Origin of the sequence: Acinetobacter oleivorans DR1, from assembly GCF_000196795.1 — a bacterium.
Classification (GTDB): domain Bacteria; phylum Pseudomonadota; class Gammaproteobacteria; order Pseudomonadales; family Moraxellaceae; genus Acinetobacter; species Acinetobacter oleivorans.
In genome coordinates this window covers 800,152-820,405 of record NC_014259.1, presented here as the reverse complement: position 1 = coordinate 820,405, position 20,254 = coordinate 800,152, and the positions used below count along the sequence as shown (strand labels likewise).

General features: G+C 44.6%; 7 protein-coding genes and 1 pseudogene. 1 reads left to right on the top strand and 7 read right to left on the bottom strand.

Annotation, left to right across the window (positions count from 1 at the left end):
* Nucleotides 1-40: 40 nt before the first annotated feature.
* The 5 genes and pseudogenes from AOLE_RS20865 to AOLE_RS03860 all read right to left on the bottom strand — a co-directional run.
* A pseudogene (locus tag AOLE_RS20865) lies at nucleotides 41-3,712 on the bottom strand (beta strand repeat-containing protein); the annotation flags it as partial.
* Nucleotides 3,639-12,428 carry an Ig-like domain-containing protein gene (locus AOLE_RS20245; RefSeq protein WP_404814723.1) on the bottom strand — a complete coding sequence of 2,930 codons (8,790 nt, stop codon included), beginning with the start codon at nucleotides 12,426-12,428 and terminating at the stop codon, nucleotides 3,639-3,641. The pseudogene AOLE_RS20865 and the gene AOLE_RS20245, both read right to left, overlap by 74 nt.
* A gap of 456 nt (nucleotides 12,429-12,884) precedes the next feature.
* On the bottom strand, nucleotides 12,885-14,387 hold the full coding sequence (locus AOLE_RS03870; protein ID WP_013196986.1) for a cation:proton antiporter: 1,503 nt from the start codon (nucleotides 14,385-14,387) through the stop codon (nucleotides 12,885-12,887).
* Nucleotides 14,388-14,629: 242 nt separating this feature from the next.
* A complete protein-coding gene (gene ypfJ, locus AOLE_RS03865) occupies nucleotides 14,630-15,529 on the bottom strand; it encodes a KPN_02809 family neutral zinc metallopeptidase (RefSeq protein ID WP_005310083.1) in 900 nt (299 codons plus the stop codon).
* 26 nt (nucleotides 15,530-15,555) lie between these two features.
* A complete protein-coding gene (locus AOLE_RS03860) occupies nucleotides 15,556-16,485 on the bottom strand; it encodes a DUF808 domain-containing protein (protein WP_013196985.1) in 930 nt (309 codons plus the stop codon).
* Nucleotides 16,486-16,692: 207 nt separating this feature from the next.
* Here AOLE_RS03860 and trpS point away from each other — a divergent pair, with 207 nt between their 5' ends.
* A complete protein-coding gene (gene trpS / locus AOLE_RS03855; RefSeq protein ID WP_004789430.1) occupies nucleotides 16,693-17,706 on the top strand; it encodes a tryptophan--tRNA ligase in 1,014 nt (337 codons plus the stop codon).
* A 405-nt stretch (nucleotides 17,707-18,111) separates the two neighbouring features.
* Here the strand turns inward: trpS and sucD are convergent, their stop codons facing one another.
* Both sucD and sucC read right to left on the bottom strand, forming a co-directional pair.
* Nucleotides 18,112-19,002, bottom strand: a complete 891-nt coding sequence (sucD, locus tag AOLE_RS03850; protein WP_003655479.1) for a succinate--CoA ligase subunit alpha — start codon at nucleotides 19,000-19,002, stop codon at nucleotides 18,112-18,114.
* Between the two features lie 14 nt (nucleotides 19,003-19,016).
* Nucleotides 19,017-20,183: an ADP-forming succinate--CoA ligase subunit beta gene (sucC, locus tag AOLE_RS03845; protein ID WP_003655470.1), complete on the bottom strand. Its 1,167-nt coding sequence runs from the start codon at nucleotides 20,181-20,183 to the stop codon at nucleotides 19,017-19,019.
* Nucleotides 20,184-20,254 lie beyond the last annotated feature (71 nt).

Here is a 20,254-nt window from a genome sequence, read left to right as displayed (position 1 = left end):
AAAGAGCCCGAAGGCTCTTTTTTATTTGGTTAATTATCTATTAATAGATAATTTGACCATTAGCAAGTAACTCTGCCTCACTAGTAACAACACCTTGTAAAACCAACAGATTCGTAAAGTTATTTGTAGGTAAAATCACCCCAGTTAACCCATCACGGTCAATTTGAATTGTTGTATTACCACCACTTACAACGACATTGATATATTGTCCAATAGTAAGGTCTGTTTGAGCTCCATCGAGTAATCCTCTGATATCAATCAGGTCGGCTTGCTGGTCTGTAGCGACATTACCCACATGGAAGTTAGTCCAAGTATCTACGCCATTACCACCTGTATTACCACCATTACCTATAGCAACATTGTTTAATACATGGTAAATGAGAGTATCTGAACCAGCCCCAATCGTGCCAGTATCCGTATTGAACGTGTCATTTCCTGATGTACTAATTACATGAGTATTGTAATCAGAAGTAGTCAGGTTAACCGTCAATGATGATAAAGACTCGGCGCCATTCGCTGCCACTAACTTATAGTTAATGGTATCGGTTGGATTCGCTAATGTTAACGATGAAGTATTGGCACGGTAATCATAGTCACCATTCGAATTGATCACAAATGTACCATTCGCAGTAGTAATAGATTGTCCAGTAGCCTCAACATATACACCAGGACTTGTTTCAACATAAAGTTTGACACTATCAGCAGTAAAGATACCACTGTCTGCAACTCCACCTATTGTGTCACCATGGACAATGTTTCCATGAATCCAGTCAGATGAATAATTGTTCAAGTGAGTTGTAGTGGTCGTTACTTGAGTATCCAATGTGGTCACACCAAGTGTAATCGCTGTCAACGTATATTGAACACGGTATGTACCTGCTTCCAAGTGTAGAACGGAATCTTGGAAAGCTACAGTCCCGAGACTAATACCACCCACACTCGCAAGCGCTGTCGCCGAACCAGTATAAGTAGTATCAACCCATACTCCACCAACAAATTGCTGAACAACATAGCTCACTGTTGGTAATGCACTCAACAATGGTTGGTTAGCATAAGTTGCTGCTACCTGTACATCTACTAATTCTCCAGCCCCAACGGTGAAAGTATTAGAAATTACAGAAGTCGAACCAATCAAGTTGATTGTTATGTTCGGACTTGGAACATCTACAGGTGTATCAGTTGAGTTACTAAAATCAACCGTTGCAACAGCTTGGTCTGCATTGGCAACGATTTGAGTCGTACCATCCGTTCCAGGACTAGCAGTATTCCAAGTAATGCTGACATCAGGTGATCCAATTTGTATGTGCAATACCGCTGTGCTAGTACCACCTGATACAGGATCAGTAATGGTGTAAGTGAAGCTATCTACTTTGCCAATGTTTGCAGCATTAGCAGTTGGTGTATAGCTGTATGAACCATTTGCAGAGATAGTAAGTGTTCCATAAGCTCCAGTGACCGCTGTAGAAGAACCAATAGATGTTGGTATTGCACCCACTTGCTCACCCACAACTGTAGACACTACTGTTGTTCCAGTAATTGTATCTGGCACATATGAAGGACCATATATAGTCGAATCATCATCCGTAAGCACATTACCGCTCACTGTTGCTGCACTATATGTAGGTACTACTGTGTGATTATAGTCATCGCGAACCACACTCATTGTGCCTAACAATCCTACACCAACACCGGTATAGACCATAAACGCTCTATAAGAACCACTTGCCAAGTCTGTGATAGTCGCACCGAATCCGTTACCACCGAGTATTCCGACGTTAATTAATCCCGTACTAGCATCACCTGCAACATTCTGCCACGAACCATCTGGTGCTTGTTTTTGTAACACTATTTTATAGTCGTTAAGCAAAGACAAACTTAGTAAAGCGCCATAGCTAATCGTTGCGTCTGAAGTATGTCCAGCAGCAATACTGAAGCTCACACTCGGGGTACCTAGAAGCGATACGTTGAGCCCCTCGGTTACGCCTATCAATGCTAGATAGGTTGCAGAACCAGCATTAATACCCGTTGTAGTTAATGGAACAATATCAATTGCCACACTATCTACATTGTCATGTGCAGTAATTGTTGGCACAAGAACAAGACCAGCAAGGTTAGCGCCAGTACCCAGGTTACCTGCAAGGTCAGTATAGGTGTTATTTGCAACACTCAAGCTCGGTGCTGTTGCACTGCCATCTTGAGTGAAGGTTGCTGTCCAGGTCACACCACCATCTGCTGTGGTCAAGCCAGTAAGCGTACCACCTGCCAAGGTCACATCTGTTGCATCAAAGCCAGTTACTGCTTCACTGAATGTGAAGGTTACTGTGGTACTTTCACCTACAGACAGGTTAAGGTCTGTTGCACTGATCGCAAGCGTCGGTGCAACAATATCTGCCACTAAACCAGCCAATGCCGCACCAGTACCTAGGTTACCTGCAAGGTCAGTATAGGTGTTATTTGCAACACTGATGCTCGGTGCTGTTGCACTGCCATCTTGAGTGAAGGTCGCTGTCCAGGTCACACCACCATCTGCTGTAGTCAAGCCAGTAAGCGTACCACCTGCCAAGGTCACATCTGTTGCATCAAAGCCAGTTACTGCTTCACTGAATGTGAAGGTCACTGTGGTGCTTTCACCAAGAGCAAGATTCAGGTCTGTTGCACTGATCGCAAGCGTCGGTGCTACCACATCTGAAGTCAGGCCAGCAAGGTTAGCGCCTGTACCCAGGTTACCTGCAAGGTCAGTATAAGTGTTATCCGCCACACTGATGCTCGGTGCTGTTGCACTGCCATCTTGAGTGAAGGTCGCTGTCCAGGTCACACCACCATCTGCTGTGGTCAAGCCAGTAAGCGTACCACCTGCCAAGGTCACATCAGTTGCATCAAAGCCAGTTACTGCTTCACTGAATGTGAAGGTCACTGTGGTGCTTTCACCAAGAGCAAGATTCAGGTCTGTTGCACTGATCGCAAGCGTCGGTGCTACCACATCTGAAGTCAAGCCAGCAAGGTTAGCGCCTGTACCCAGGTTACCTGCAAGGTCAGTATAAGTGTTATCCGCCACACTGATGCTCGGTGCTGTTGCACTGCCATCTTGAGTGAAGGTCGCTGTCCAGGTCACACCACCATCTGCTGTGGTCAAGCCAGTAAGCGTACCACCTGCCAAGGTCACATCAGTTGCATCAAAGCCAGTTACTGCTTCACTGAATGTGAAGGTCACTGTGGTGCTTTCACCAAGAGCAAGATTCAGGTCTGTTGCACTGATCGCAAGCGTCGGTGCTACCACATCTGAAGTCAAGCCAGCAAGGTTAGCGCCAGTACCCAGGTTACCTGCAAGGTCAGTATAAGTGTTATCCGCCACACTGATGCTCGGTGCTGTTGCACTGCCATCTTGAGTGAAGGTCGCTGTCCAGGTCACACCACCATCTGCTGTGGTCAAGCCAGTAAGCGTACCACCTGCCAAGGTTACATCTGTTGCATCAAAGCCTGCCACTGCCTCACTGAACGTGAAGGTCACTGTGGTGCTCTCACCAAGAGCCAGATTCAGGTCTGTTGCACTGATCGCAAGCGTCGGTGCTACCACATCTGAAGTCAAGCCAGCAAGGTTAGCGCCTGTACCTAGGTTACCTGCAAGGTCTGTATAAGTGTTATCCGCCACACTGATGCTCGGTGCTGTTGCACTGCCATCTTGAGTGAAGGTCGCTGTCCAGGTCACACCACCATCTGCTGTAGTCAAGCCAGTAAGCGTACCACCTGCCAAGGTCACATCTGTTGCATATATCTGTTGCATCAAAGCCTGCCACTGCTTCACTGAACGTGAAGGTGATGTTCGCTGTTTCGCCTGCCGCAAGTGCAAGGTCATCCGCGGTAATCGCAAGTGTTGGTGGCACAATATCTACAACAAAGCCGTCTGTACCATCAAGCACATCGCCTGTACCCGGGTTGCCTACTGTATCGGTGTAGCTACCATCAGCCACGGTAATGCTTGGTGCTGTGCCTGTGCCATCTGGCGTGAACACTGCTGTCCAAGTGATGTTATCCGTTGTCGTCAATGCACCTAAGGTACCGCCAACGAGGGTGATATCAGTTGCATCAAAGCCTGCCACTGCTTCACTGAACGTGAAGGTAATGTTCGCTGTTTCACCTGCCGCAAGTGCAAGGTCATCTGCGCTAATCGCAAGGGTTGGTGCTGTTGCATCAACAGTTACTGTGCCTGTCGCAGGTGTTGAAACGTTACCTGCCACATCCGTTGCAGTCACGCTCACTGTGTGCGGGCCATCTGCCAACACTGGAAGCGTATTGTCTGCAAGCGTCCAGGTACCGTCACCATTGTTGGTCGCATTGTAGTTGATACCATCTACGGTCACCACTACAGTCGCAGCAGGATCATCGATCGTACCGGTCAACGCAGGTGTGGTGTCATTGGTAGATGCATCTGTGAAGCTCACAACCGGTGCAACAAGGTCAACGATAAAGCCGTCTGTACCATCAAGCACATCGCCTGTACCCGGGTTGCCTACTGTATCGGTGTAGCTACCATCAGCCACGGTAATGCTTGGTGCTGTGCCTGTGCCATCTGGCGTGAACACTGCTGTCCAAGTGATGTTATCCGTTGTCGTCAATGCACCTAAGGTACCGCCAACCAGGGTGATATCTGTTGCATCAAAGCCTGCCACTGCTTCACTGAACGTGAAGGTAATGTTCGCTGTTTCACCTGCCGCAAGTGCAAGGTCATCCGCGCTAATCGCAAGGGTTGGTGCTGTTGCATCAACAGTTACTGTGCCTGTCGCAGGTGTTGAAACGTTACCTGCCACATCCGTTGCAGTCACGCTCACTGTGTGCGGACCATCTGCCAACACTGGAAGTGTATTGTCTGCAAGGGTCCAGGTACCGTCACCATTGTTGGTCGCATTGTAGTTAATACCATCTACGGTCACCACCACAGTCGCAGCAGGATCATCGATCGTACCGGTCAACGCAGGTGTAGTGTCATTGGTAGATGCATCTGTGAAGCTCACAACCGGTGCAACAAGGTCAACGATAAAGCCGTCTGTACCATCAAGCACATCGCCTGTACCCAGGTTGCCCAAGACATCGGTGTAATTACCATCAGCCACGGCAATGCTTGGTGCTGTGCCTGTGCCATCTGGTGTGAACACTGCTGTCCAAGTGATGTTGTCAGTCGTAGTCAGGCCAGTCAATGTACCGCCTACCACTGTGATGTCGCTTACATCAAAGCCTGCTACTGCCTCACTGAACGTGAAGCTGATGTTGGCATCTTCACCTGCCGCAAGTGCAAGGTCATCTGTCGTGATTGCAAGGGTTGGTGCTGTTGCATCAACAGTCACTGTACCTGTTACCGGCGTTGAAACGTTACCTGCCACATCTGTTGCAGTCACGCTCACTGTGTGCGGGCCATCTGCCAACACTGGAAGTGTATTGTCTGCAAGGGTCCAGGTACCGTCACCATTGTTGGTTGCCGGGTAATCCACGCCATCCACAGTCACTACCACAGTCGCAGCAGGATCATCGATCGTACCGGTCAATGCAGGAGTCGTATCGTTGGTCGATACATCCGGGAAGCTCACCACCGGTGCAACAAGGTCAACGATAAAGCCGTCTGTACCATCAAGTACATCGCCTGTACCCAAGTTGCCCAAGACATCGGTGTAACTACCGTCAGCCACGGCAATGCTTGGTGCTGTGCCTGTGCCATCTGGTGTGAACACTGCTGTCCAGGTGATGTTGTCAGTCGTAGTCAGGCCAGTCAATGTACCGCCTACCACTGTGATGTCGCTTGCATCAAAGCCTGCTACTGCCTCACTGAACGTGAAGCTGATGTTGGCATCTTCACCTGCCGCAAGTGCAAGGTCATCTGTCGTGATTGCAAGGGTTGGTGCTGTTGCATCAACAGTCACTGTACCTGTTACCGGCGTTGAAACGTTACCTGCTACATCTGTTGCAGTCACGCTCACTGTGTGCGGGCCATCTGCCAACACTGGAAGTGTATTGTCTGCAAGGGTCCAGGTACCGTCACCATTGTTGGTTGCCGGGTAATCCACGCCATCCACAGTCACTACCACAGTCGCAGCAGGATCATCGATCGTACCGGTCAATGCAGGAGTCGTATCGTTGGTCGATACATCCGGGAAGCTCACGACCGGTGCTGTGGTATCAATCGTTACCACAGCTGTATCTGTTCCTGCATTACCTGCAGGGTCAGTTGCTGTCACGGTAATGGTATGCGGGCCATCTGTTAATGCTGGCAGTGTATTGTCTGCAAGGGTCCAGGTGCCGTCACCATTGTTGGTCGCTGGATAGTTCACACCATCCACAGTCACCACAACAGTCGCAGTCGGATCGTTCACTGTACCAGTGAGTGCTGGTGTGCTGTCATTGGTCAACACATCATCGAGTGCAACCACAGGTGCAGTAATGTCCGCAGACACCACGCCTGAACCTGGCAATGAAGTATTGCCTGCAGGGTCAGTTGCTGTTGCTGTCACCGTTTGACCATCTGTTAAGTCACCCGGGTTTGGTACTGACCATGTGCCGTCTGTACCGGCAACCACAGTTGCTGTCGTACCATCCGGGAAGCTTACCGTCACGGTTGAACCCGGTTCTGCTGTACCTGTCACTGGATCAGTGGCATTGATTGGATCAAGGACCGGTGCATTTGGTGCAGTGGTATCAATCGTCACCACAGCTGTATCTGTTCCTGCATTACCTGCAGGGTCAGTTGCTGTCACGGTAATGGTATGCGGGCCATCTGTTAATGCTGGCAGTGTATTGTCTGCAAGGGTCCAGGTGCCGTCACCATTGTTGGTCGCTGGATAGTTCACACCATCCACAGTCACCACAACAGTCGCAGTCGGATCGTTCACTGTACCAGTGAGTGCTGGTGTGCTGTCATTGGTCAACACATCATCGAGTGCAACCACAGGTGCAGTAATGTCCGCAGACACCACGCCTGAACCTGGCAATGAAGTATTGCCTGCAGGGTCAGTTGCTGTTGCTGTCACCGTTTGACCGTCAGTCAAGTCACCTGGGTTTGGTACTGACCATGTGCCGTCTGTACCTGCAACCACAGTTGCTGTCGTACCATCCGGGAAGCTTACCGTCACGGTTGAACCCGGTTCTGCTGTACCTGTCACCGGATCAGTGGCATTGATTGGATCAAGGACCGGTGCATTTGGTGCAGTGGTATCAATCGTCACCACAGCTGTATCTGTTCCTGCATTACCTGCAGGGTCAGTTGCTGTCACGGTAATGGTGTGTGGACCGTCTGTTAATGCAGGCAGCGTATTGTCTGCAAGGGTCCAGGTGCCGTCACCATTGTTGGTCGCTGGATAGTTCACACCATCCACAGTCACCACAACAGTCGCAGTCGGATCGTTCACGGTACCAGTGAGTGCTGGTGTGCTGTCATTGGTCAACACATCATCGAGTGCAACCACAGGTGCAGTAATGTCCGCAGACACCACGCCTGAACCTGGCAATGAAGTATTGCCTGCAGGGTCAGTTGCTGTTGCTGTCACCGTTTGACCGTCAGTCAAGTCACCCGGGTTTGGTACTGACCAGCTGCCGTCTGTACCTGCAACCACAGTTGCTGTCGTACCATCCGGGAAGCTTACCGTCACGGTTGAACCCGGTTCTGCTGTACCTGTCACCGGATCAGTGGCATTGATTGGATCAAGGACCGGTGCATTTGGTGCAGTGGTATCAATCGTCACCACAGCTGTATCACTACCCACATTGCCTGCAGGGTCAGTTGCTGTCACGGTAATGGTGTGTGGACCGTCTGTTAATGCAGGCAGCGTATTGTCTGCAAGGGTCCAGGTGCCGTCACCATTGTTGGTCGCTGGATAGTTCACACCATCCACAGTCACCACAACAGTCGCAGTCGGATCGTTCACGGTACCAGTGAGTGCTGGTGTGCTGTCATTGGTCAACACATCATCGAGTGCAACCACAGGTGCAGTAATGTCCGCAGACACCACGCCTGAACCTGGCAATGAAGTATTGCCTGCAGGGTCAGTTGCTGTTGCTGTCACCGTTTGACCGTCAGTCAAGTCACCCGGGTTTGGTACTGACCATGTGCCGTCTGTACCTGCAACCACAGTTGCTGTCGTACCATCCGGGAAGCTTACAGTCACGGTTGAACCCGGTTCTGCTGTACCTGTCACCGGATCAGTGGCATTGATTGGATCAAGGACCGGTGCATTTGGTGCAGTGGTATCTACTGTCACGACAGCTGTATCTGTACCGACATTGCCTGCTGCATCTGTTGCAGTCACGGTAATGGTGTGTGGACCGTCAGTTAATGCAGGCAGTGTATTGTCTGCAAGGGTCCAGGTGCCGTCACCATTGTTGGTCGCTGGATAGTTCACACCATCCACTGTCACCACCACAGTCGCAGTCGGATCGTTCACGGTACCAGTGAGTGCTGGTGTGCTGTCATTGGTCAACACATCATCGAGTGCAACCACAGGTGCAGTAATGTCCGCAGACACCACGCCTGAACCTGGCAATGAAGTATTGCCTGCAGGGTCAGTTGCTGTTGCTGTCACTGTTTGACCGTCAGTCAAGTCACCCGGGTTTGGTACTGACCATGTGCCGTCTGTACCTGCAACCACAGTTGCTGTCGTACCATCCGGGAAGCTTACAGTCACGGTTGAACCCGGTTCTGCTGTACCTGTCACCGGATCAGTGGCATTGATTGGATCAAGGACCGGTGCATTTGGTGCTGTGGTATCAATCGTCACCACAGCTGTATCTGTTCCTGCATTACCTGCAGGGTCAGTTGCTGTCACGGTAATGGTATGCGGACCATCTGTTAATGCTGGCAGTGTATTGTCTGCAAGGGTCCAGGTGCCGTCACCATTGTTGGTCGCTGGATAGTTCACACCATCCACAGTCACCACCACAGTCGCAGTCGGATCGTTCACTGTACCAGTGAGTGCTGGTGTGCTGTCATTGGTCAACACATCATCGAGTGCAACCACAGGTGCAGTAATGTCCGCAGACACCACGCCTGAACCTGGCAATGAAGTATTGCCTGCAGGGTCAGTTGCTGTTGCTGTCACCGTTTGACCGTCAGTCAAGTCACCCGGGTTTGGTACTGACCAGCTGCCGTCTGTACCTGCAACCACAGTTGCTGTCGTACCATCCGGGAAGCTTACAGTCACGGTTGAACCCGGTTCTGCTGTACCTGTCACCGGATCAGTGGCATTGATTGGATCAAGGACCGGTGCATTTGGTGCTGTGGTATCAATCGTCACCACAGCTGTATCTGTTCCTGCATTACCTGCAGGGTCAGTTGCTGTCACGGTAATGGTATGCGGACCATCTGTTAATGCTGGCAGTGTATTGTCTGCAAGGGTCCAGGTGCCGTCACCATTGTTGGTCGCTGGATAGTCCACACCATCCACAGTCACCACCACAGTCGCAGTCGGATCGTTCACTGTACCAGTGAGTGCTGGTGTGCTGTCATTGGTCAACACATCATCGAGTGCAACCACAGGTGCAGTAATGTCCGCAGACACCACGCCTGAACCTGGCAATGAAGTATTGCCTGCAGGGTCAGTTGCTGTTGCTGTCACCGTTTGACCGTCAGTCAAGTCACCTGGGTTTGGTACTGACCAGCTGCCGTCTGTACCTGCAACCACAGTTGCTGTCGTACCGTCAGGGAAGCTTACAGTCACGGTTGAACCCGGTTCTGCTGTACCTGTCACTGGATCAGTGGCATTGATTGGATCAAGGACCGGTGCATTTGGTGCAGTGGTATCTACTGTATAAGTTTGTGTATCGTTAACTGTGCTGCTATTACCTGCTGCATCAGTGAAGGTTACTTTGGCATCAATGGTTTTATCTGCATCAGCAACTAAACCACTACCTGGTACACTTACAGTCCATGTACCTGCTGCACTGTCTACAGTTGCAGTATAGGTTTGACCATTAATAACAACAGTAACGACTGTATTCGTCGCATCTGCTGGAACATTTTTCAAGACACCTGTAATGGTGACATTGCCTGATGCTTCTGAAACATTAATCACGTTATCAGCAGTTACTGAATCAACTGCAAAGTTGACACCATCTGTATTTGGACCAACTGCATCCACAATACCTGTTCCCGGTAACGATGGGTTACCTGCTGGATCGGTTGCGACTGCTGTTACCGTGTCTCCATCTTTAAGATCACCTGGGTTTGGTACTGACCATGTGCCGTCTGTACCGGCAACCACAGTTGCTGTCGTACCGTCAGGGAAGCTTACAGTCACGGTTGAACCCGGTTCTGCTGTACCTGTCACTGGATCAGTGGCATTGATTGGATCAAGGACCGGTGCATTTGGTGCAGTGGTATCTACTGTATAAGTTTGTGTATCGTTAACTGTGCTGCTATTACCTGCTGCATCAGTGAAGGTTACTTTGGCATCAATGGTTTTATCTGCATCAGCAACTAAACCACTACCTGGTACACTTACAGTCCATGTACCTGCTGCACTGTCTACAGTTGCAGTATAGGTTTGACCATTAATAACAACAGTAACGACTGTATTCGTCACATCTGCCGGAACATTTTTCAAGACACCTGTAATGGTGACATTACCTGATGCCTCTGAGGCATTAATCACGTTGTCAGATGTTACCGAATCAATCGCAAAATTTACTGATCCTGTATTTGGTGCTGCAGTATCAACTGTGACCACACCTGTATCTGTACCTTTGTTACCTGCTGCATCTGTTGCAGTCACGGTAATCGTGTGTGGACCATCTGTGAGCACTGGCAGTGTATTATCTGCAAGGGTCCAAGTGCCGTCACCATTGTTGGTCGCTGGGTAGTTCACACCATCCACAGTCACTACCACAGTAGCGGTCGGATCATTCACTGTACCGGTTAACACAGGTGTGCTGTCGTTTGTGAGCACATCATCAAGAGCGACTGTCGGTGCTGATGTATCAAGCGTATAAGTTTGTGTATCGTTAACTGTGCTGCTATTACCTGCTGCATCAGTGAAAGTTACTTTAGCATCAATGGTTTTATCTGCATCAGCAACCAAACCACTACCCGGTACACTTACACTCCAAGTGCCTGCAACTTTATCAACTGTTGCAGTATATGTTTGACCATTAATAACAACAGTAACGACTGTATTCGTCGCATCTGCCGGAACATTTTTCAAGACACCTGTAATGGTGACATTGCCCGATGCCTCTGAGGCATTAATTACGTTATCAGCAGTTACTGAATCGACTGCAAAGTTGACACCATCTGTATTTGGCCCAACGGCATCCACAATAGCAGTCCCTGGTCCGGAAGTATTGCCAGCAGGATCTGTTGCTACGGCTGTTACCGTATCTCCATCTTTAAGATCACCAGGATTATCTACTGACCATGTACCATCTGGTCCTGCTACAACAGTTTTCGTACTTCCGTCCGGATAAGTCACTGTTACTGTTGAACCAGGTTCTGCCGTACCTGTAATTGGGTCTGTCCCATTAACTGGGTCAATCACTGGCGCATTTGGTGCTGTGGTATCTACTGTATAAGTTTGCGTATCTTTAACAGTGCTACTATTACCTGCTGCATCTGTAAACGTTACAGTAGCATCAATAGTTTGATCTGGATCTGCTTTTAAACCACTACCCGGTACGCTTACACTCCAAGTACCTGCAACCTTGTCTACAATTGCAGTGTACTCTTGACCATTGATTACAACAGTCACAACAGTATTTGCTGCATCTGCTGGAATGTTTTTCAAAATACCAGTAATCGTGACATTACCTGCTGCCTCTGAGGCATTAAGTACATTATCTGATGTAACTGAATTAACAGAGAAATTTACTCCATCTGTATTTGGTGGAGTAGTATCGGTAGGTGTTGAAGAGTCATTATTACTATCATGATTCGATGCTGCTGCGATAATACCACCCGCAACTAATGGGATAGCCCACAGCCATGGGTTTATACCACCATCGTGATAAAGCAATGGTTCAATTGAAGAAATAGGCTGATAAATAACATCAGACACCAACTCTTGTGGTGCCTCTGCTGGTAAAGCAGCTGGTAAATCTTCAGCTACGAGTGCTTGTGGCTCAACATCACTGTCGGCATCCGCATCCGCATCAGCGTCCGCGTCTGCATCATTTTCAGCATCTTTGAATTTTGCCCAGATTAACTGTCCATTTTCGTCTTGAAAAACAAGGCTGTTATCTTTAGGCTCAGCTGTTCCACTAAAAAAGCCTTCAATAACAATTGTCTCGCCATTTTTAAGGCGAATGACTGCATTGGTTCCCTCCCTATTCACTACCAATACATCACTGGCAGCCACTTTTACCAATACAACCGATGCTTCTGTAAGCGATGCGGAAGTTCCCTTGATGGTTGACAAGGTGTCGTGACTATCCTTGGCAATAATTTGTATTTCAGGCATATCTGTATTCCTTTTATATTATTGATTTAAATGATTTTTTGTATAATTCTTTTTACTTAATGTTTTAAAGTTTTTGACCTACAACTTAAAAACATTAAGTAATGTGATCATTTTTACATTAACCACTTTAAAATAAAAAAAACAAATACTAAAGTACCTAAAGAAAAAATTTTAATTAATAGAAATTATATATAAGTCTTCTTTGAGTTTATCTTGTGTTAATTTAAGAGAAAATTTCTTTAAATGTTTTATATATAAAACAAATTTCTTTTTTTATATTTACCATTTGTTGAAATGTCATTTAATTAAAATATTCATATAACAATTATTAATATCTTAATAAAATAAAATATATTATTAATGATATATATAGAAAAAAAAGGCTTTAGGTAATATTTCACTATTACACTAAAACCTAATTTGTAAATCTTATATAAAATTTAAAACTGCAAATATTTAGAAATTATCCGGGCTCTCAAAACGTTTTACTTCTTGTAACTTATTCGGGTCATGCATTGTTGCAATTCCATCTTCTGTTTTTTGGTCAACCAGAATATCAGGATTAAAAACGGTAATTGTTTCTCTACCCAGTGCATCCTCTCCAACAATATATTGAAAGCCTCTTCGATTCATCTTATGACACAGTCGTTGATAGAGACCTTTTAAACCTTCGGTTTCTTCATTCGGATTGTAATAGAAAGCATTCATCACAGCTGGAAGGCCTAGACCACATACAATGCCTGATAACAACACACTAATAAAAGTATAGCCAATCAGAATACTGCTATAAGGACTTAATGCAGGAATATTGGCAACCGCCAAAATCAATGCAAGTGAAATCCCCCCTCGTACCCCACCCCAAGATAAAATGGTTAAACTACCATTATAACTTTTCATTTTCCGCATATTCGGGAAAAAGGCAAAAGCCATGAAGTTGGCTGCAAAACGAGAGATATGTAGAATAAAGAACGCAACAATACCGCCTAAAATTAGGCTAAAGTTTAAATCAAGAATAAATAACTCTAGACCAATTAAAGTAAACAAGAATGAGTTGATGATTCCTTCTACGGTATGCCAAAAATGATTAACTTCTTGAATCTCTTGCTCTTCTCGTATTTCTTTCCATTTGTTTCCAACAATTAAACCACCTATTACACAGGCAATCGGTGCTGATGCATGGGCAAACAAAGCCACTAAATATGCTCCACTCGCAAGCAAAGCTGTTGTCAAAATCAGGGACTCCATTTCGTGTTTACCACGTAATAGACGCAACACCCCTACCCCAAATGCCCAACCAATCCCGACCGCAACAACAATTTCATAGAGTAGAGCTTCTAGTGTCGCCATCAACGAGAAATGTTCACCCTGTAAAACATTGAGTAAGGTCATAAATAATGCAATACACATTGCATCATTAAATAGTGACTCACCTTCCAGCTTAACGATCAAATGATGCGGTGCACGGATCGAACTAAGTACACCTTTAATACCAATAGGATCTGTTGCCCCTAAAGCTGCACCTAAAAGTAAAAGCACCAGAATTGGCACATGATATCCAACCAGAAGTTGGAATCCGTAGAGCAATCCACCAAATAAAACGGCGCAAATGACTAATGCAATGGTGGCCAAGATACTAATTTGCTTCCAGTAACTTTTTAAATCAGAAATTTTAAATTTAAGTGCTGAAGAAGTTAAAATAAAACAGATGACACCATTAATTAAAAAATCATAAAAATCGATATGGCGCACGGCTTCTTCAATATTATGAATATTAATGGTAATAAACTGGTTACCGTTTAGCAGGCTTGCGCCCCATTGCAAAATAAAGACAAAAATTGCTGAGACCAGCGGCACACCAATAGCCTGAGGAAAGCCTAAAATGCGCTTATTAAAGATCGTGGTTGCGATTGATAGCGCAAAAACCACTGTGAATGCTTGTAGTAGAAAAAAATTACCCATGAATACCCTTCTTCTGGGTCAACGACCAAATAAGAGAAACTTTGTTAGATCGACCAAACTTAATAAAAAACTGGCATAAAGAATGCCATAATCATAAAAAACAGAAATTAGGACACAAGTTTAACGAATTGATTGAACAATCTATCACTCTGTTAAATTTCTTAACATTATTTATAGTTATGATCTAAAGAAAAACGGATGAGCTTCTTAAATATGTTTAACAAGACTCATCCTAGAAAAGATTAAACTGGATTGTTAAAAGTATCGCATTGGTTAATATCGCCAGTTTTTAAACCAACCTGGAACCAGTGCATTCGCTGTTCACTACTACCATGTGTAAAGCTATCTGGAACAACCTGACCAGTAGAGCGTTTCTGCAAATAATCATCTCCAATTTTTTGAGCAGCATCCATCGCTTCTTCAATATCACCTTGCTCTAAAAATTGAGTACGTTGCTGATTATGACTCGCCCAAATACCAGCTAAACAATCGGCTTGCAATTCTTGACGAACAGATAATTGATTACCTTCTCTTTGGCTCGCTTGTGCACGGGCTTGTTGTACTTGTGAAGAAATACCAAGCAAGGTTTGAACATGGTGCCCTACCTCATGCGCAACCACATAAGCTTGAGCAAAATCGCCTGCCTGATCTTGTCTTGAAAGTTCAGTTTGGTTTTGCTCACCAGAAATTCCCATTTGCTGACGCATATCTTTAAAGAATTCTGTATCAATATAAACCTTCTGGTCTGCTGGACAATAAAATGGTCCCATTGCAGATTGAGCAGTACCGCATCCAGATTGAATCATCCCACTAAATAACACCAATCTTGGTGGCGTATATGTTTTACCTAACTGTTTAAATATAGGAGTCCACGTATCCTCTGTATCAGCCAAAACAGTTCCAACAAAATCAGAGGCTTCTTTTTGCTCGGGTGTTAAACTTTCTGGTGCAGTTGCATTTGACTGCTGTGATGCAGTGACTTGCTGAGTTGCCTGATAAGCTTGTTGTGGATCAACCCCAAAAAACTTCCACGCAACAAATGCAACAACCAAACCAATAATGCTGATACCACCTGCTCTAACACCGCCACCACCTCGACGGTCTTCCACATTGGTACTAATTCGACGACCTTTCCAGCGCATAATTTCCCTCTTATTTTAGAATGGCATCATGAACCCGATGCTTTTTTTGGCCACATTTTTTGTATTAAGCTTACAATTAATAGAACAATTGCACCCGCAACCAGCCCTATTCCAAAGTTAATTAGCGTCGGTGTTAAAGCACCAATAATATTGCCTACTGCTGGTATTGTTTCTACATGATCCACGGTGTTTTCAGTTAAGTGATGAAGTAGTGGAATCGTATGATTAATAATCCCGCCACCAACTAAGAACATTGCAATGGTGCCTACGATTGAAAGTAATTTCATTAAAATAGGTGCAAAAGCTAATAAACCTCGACCTATAGTTTGCTTAAACGAGGTAGTTTGCTTAGTTAAATATAATCCCAAATCATCAATCTTAACAATCATGCCGACTAAGCCATAAACACCAATTGTCATAACAATAGCAATAATACTGAGTACGCTTACCTTAGTCATTAAACTGGCTGTAGCTACGGTACCTAAAGAAATAACAACAATTTCAGCAGATAAAATAAAATCTGTTCGAACGGCTCCTTTTACTTTTTCTTTTTCAAAATTTGCTAAATCTAATTCTTCACTATCAAATTCTGCTTTTGCTTCTTCAGATGTAGAGGGCTTTTTATGCATAATGGTATGAAGTACTTTCTCCACCCCCTCATAACACAAAAATAAACCTCCCAACATTAAGAGTGGATTAATCAGCCAAGGCGCAACCACACTAATCAACAATGCTAAAGGAACTAAAATAAGTTTATTAACAAATGAGCCTTTAGCCACTTTCCAAACAATAGGTATTTCACGATCTGCACGCACACCTGTAACTTGTTGCGCATTTAAAGCTAAATCATCGCCTAAAACACCAGCAGTTTTCTTTGCTGCCATTTTGCTCATTAAAGCAACATCATCTAAAATTGTTGCAATATCATCTAGTAATAAAAGTAAGCCACTTGCCATTTCTTATCCAAGTTTGTATTTATTAGGCTATTGTAAGATGATTTTTTTCAATTTCTGTAATTTTACTGAATAAATTCACAATATTATTTTAAGAAAAGTTTAACCAATCGCTGACGAATTTTTTTTATTTCCCGTACAATAATGCCAATCTTTTATATTGCAGGGCTTACTACCCCTGATTAAGCCAATAAGACAGTGGAATAAATAATGAGTAATGTTGATCAGCGTCCAATTATTTTGACAGGCGACCGCCCAACCGGACAACTTCATCTTGGGCATTTTGTCGGTTCTTTGCGTTCTCGTGTAGGTTTACAGGATAGCCATCATCAACATCTCTTGTTAGCAGATGCACAAGCCTTAACAGACAATGCAGATAACCCAGATAAAGTCCGTCGCAATATTTTGGAAGTTGCTCTAGATTATTTAGCTGTAGGCATTGATCCAACAAAAACCACAATTTGCGTTCAATCATGCTTACCAGCACTGAATGAACTTACTATGCTCTATCTTAACTTCGTGACGGTTGCACGCTTAGAGCGTAACCCGACCATTAAGTCTGAGATTCAAATGCGCGGTTTTGAGCGTGACATTCCAGCTGGTTTCCTCTGCTACCCTGTTGCACAAGCCGCAGACATTACTGCTTTTAAAGCGACTGTGGTTCCAGTGGGTGAAGATCAAATTCCAATGATTGAACAAACCAATGAAATCGTACGTCGAGTAAACCGTCAGATTGGCCAAGACCTTTTACCTGAATGTAAAGCTTTGCTTTCAAATATGGCACGCTTACCTGGTTTTGATGGCAAGGCAAAAATGTCTAAATCATTAGGTAATACCATTGTTTTAAATGCTTCTGATAAAGACATTAAAAAAGCTGTAAATGCGATGTATACCGACCCAAATCATCTTCGCATTGAAGATCCAGGTCAGGTTGAAGGAAATATTGTATTTACTTACTTAGATGCATTTGACCCAAATAAAGAAGAAGTTGAGGAGTTAAAAGCACATTATCGTCGCGGCGGCCTAGGTGATGGAACTGTTAAAAAACGTCTTGAAGGTGTTTTGAAAGAATTGATTAGCCCTATCCGTGAACGTCGTGAAGAACTTGCTAAAGATCCTGACTACATTATGGATGTTTTACGTCAAGGTACAGATAAGTGTCGTCTTATTACTCAACAAACCTTAGATGAAGTTAAAGACGGTTTAGGATTATTTAAATTCTAATTCCTTTAAAAACTAAAAGCCCTTCGGGGCTTTTTTTATGCTTATTTTATTCATAGCATAATTTTTTAGAATTACTAATGTATTGACGACTATTCACATGCTTTTACCCTATTAACGTGAAGTAACACTTATTAACGCTAATAGCGATGAAGAATTTCTTAACTATCTCTATTATTCATCATGTAGGTTACATGATATGAACCTCACGACATTTCTCCTTAAACCGAAACTGTTTTTACAGATTCGTTGTTCTACGCAATGATCACCCCAATCATTGCGTATTTTTTTGCTTAAATATTTAGTTTTCTTTAGAAATTTTATTTTCTTGATTACTTATTTTTAATAGATAAAAAAACACCGCATCATTTTCAGATGCGGTGTTTTTTAAGATTCAGGATAAAGCGATTAAGCTAAACCTTTCTCTTTTAAAACTTGCAACATTGTTGAACCAAGCTCAGCTGGGCTACGAGTGTAAGCCATTCCCGCGCGTTCAAATGCAGCGAATTTCTCTTCAGCAGTACCTTGACCACCAGAAATGATCGCACCAGCGTGACCCATACGCTTACCTTTAGGTGCAGTTACACCAGCAATGTAACCTACTACAGGCTTAGTCACGTTAGATTTGATGAATTCAGCAGCTTCTTCTTCAGCTGTACCACCGATCTCACCAATCATGATAATTGCATCAGTATCTGGATCGTCTTGGAACAATTGAAGAGCTTCGATTTGGTTCATACCTGGGATTGGGTCACCACCAATACCGATACAAGTAGACTGACCTAAACCAAGCTTAGTTGTTTGAGCAACAGCTTCATAAGTCAATGTACCTGAACGTGAGATGATACCAATACGACCTGGTTGGTGAATATGACCAGGCATAATACCAATCTTACATTCGCCTGGAGTGATCACGCCTGGGCAGTTAGGACCAACTAAACGAGTACCGTTACCGTTAGTTTCTAAGTAGCGTTTTGCTTTAAGCATGTCGATTGTTGGAACACCTTCAGTGATCACAACGATTAGGCCAACACCTGAATCAACCGCTTCAACGATAGAATCTAAAACGAATGGAGCTGGTACATAAATTACAGATGCATCTGCATTTGTTTCACGTACAGCTTCTTTCATTGTGTTGAATACTGGTAAGTCAAGGTGAGTAGTACCACCTTTACCTGGAGTAACACCACCAACAACTTTTGTACCGTAGTCTAAAGCTTGTGCAGAGTGGAAAGTACCGTTTTTACCAGTAAAACCTTGTACCAATACTTTAGTGTCTTTATTAATTAATACGCTCATGATTGATACTCCCCTTACGCTTTAACTGCAGCTACAACTTTTTCTGCGGCATCAGACAAGCCGTTCGCAGAAATTAATTTCAAACCAGATTCATCAAGTAATTTAGCACCTAACTCAGCGTTGTTACCTTCTAAACGAACAACAACTGGAACAGTTACGTTTACTTCTTGAACCGCTGCAATAATCGCTTCAGCAATCATGTCACAACGTACGATACCACCGAAGATGTTAATTAAAACACCTTGTACAGATGTATCAGCAAGGATGATTTTGAACGCTTCGATTACGCGCTCTTTAGTTGCACCGCCACCAACGTCAAGGAAGTTTGCAGGCTGACCACCATAAAGTTTAATGATGTCCATAGTTGCCATTGCAAGACCAGCACCGTTAACCATACAACCGATGTTACCTTCTAAAGCAACATAGTTAAGATCAAATTCAGATGCTTTTAATTCACGCTCATTCTCTTGAGATTTGTCACGTAAAGCAGCAACTTTAGGTAAACGGTAAAGCGCGTTAGAGTCGATACCAACTTTTGCATCTACACATAAAATATCGCCATTTTCACGAACTGAAAGTGGGTTAATTTCGAATAATGCAAAGTCATTTTCTACAAATGCTTGGTAAGCAGCAGCCATAATTTTAACAAATTGGCTGATTTGCTTGTCTTTCAAACCTAAAGCAAACGCAACTTCGCGCGCTTGGAATGGTTGTAAGCCAACTAATGGGTCAACTTCAACTTTGATAATTTTTTCTGGAGTTTCTTCTGCAACTTTCTCGATTTCTACACCACCTTCTGTAGAAGCCATGAAAGTAATACGACGACTAGAACGGTCTACAACCGCACCCAAGTAAAGCTCACGCTCAACTGGGTATACGTCTTCAGCAACAATAATGCTGTTTACTGGTTGACCATTTGCATCTGTTTGATACGTTACAAGACGAGTACCAATAATGTTATTTGCAAACTCGATAACATCTTCTTTAGATTTTGCAACTTTAACGCCACCAGCCTTACCACGACCACCAGCATGAACTTGCGCTTTCATTACAGCGAATTTACCACCAAGCTGTTCGAATGCAGCAACTGCTTCGTCTGCATTGGTTGCCAAGATACCTTCTTGTACCGGCATACCATATTCTTTCAATAACGCTTTAGCTTGATACTCATGTAAGTTCATTTAGTTACCTACTTAACTTTGTTTGTTGTCTTCAATTTGCGCAACATTCTCATGTTGTATATGCAAATTGC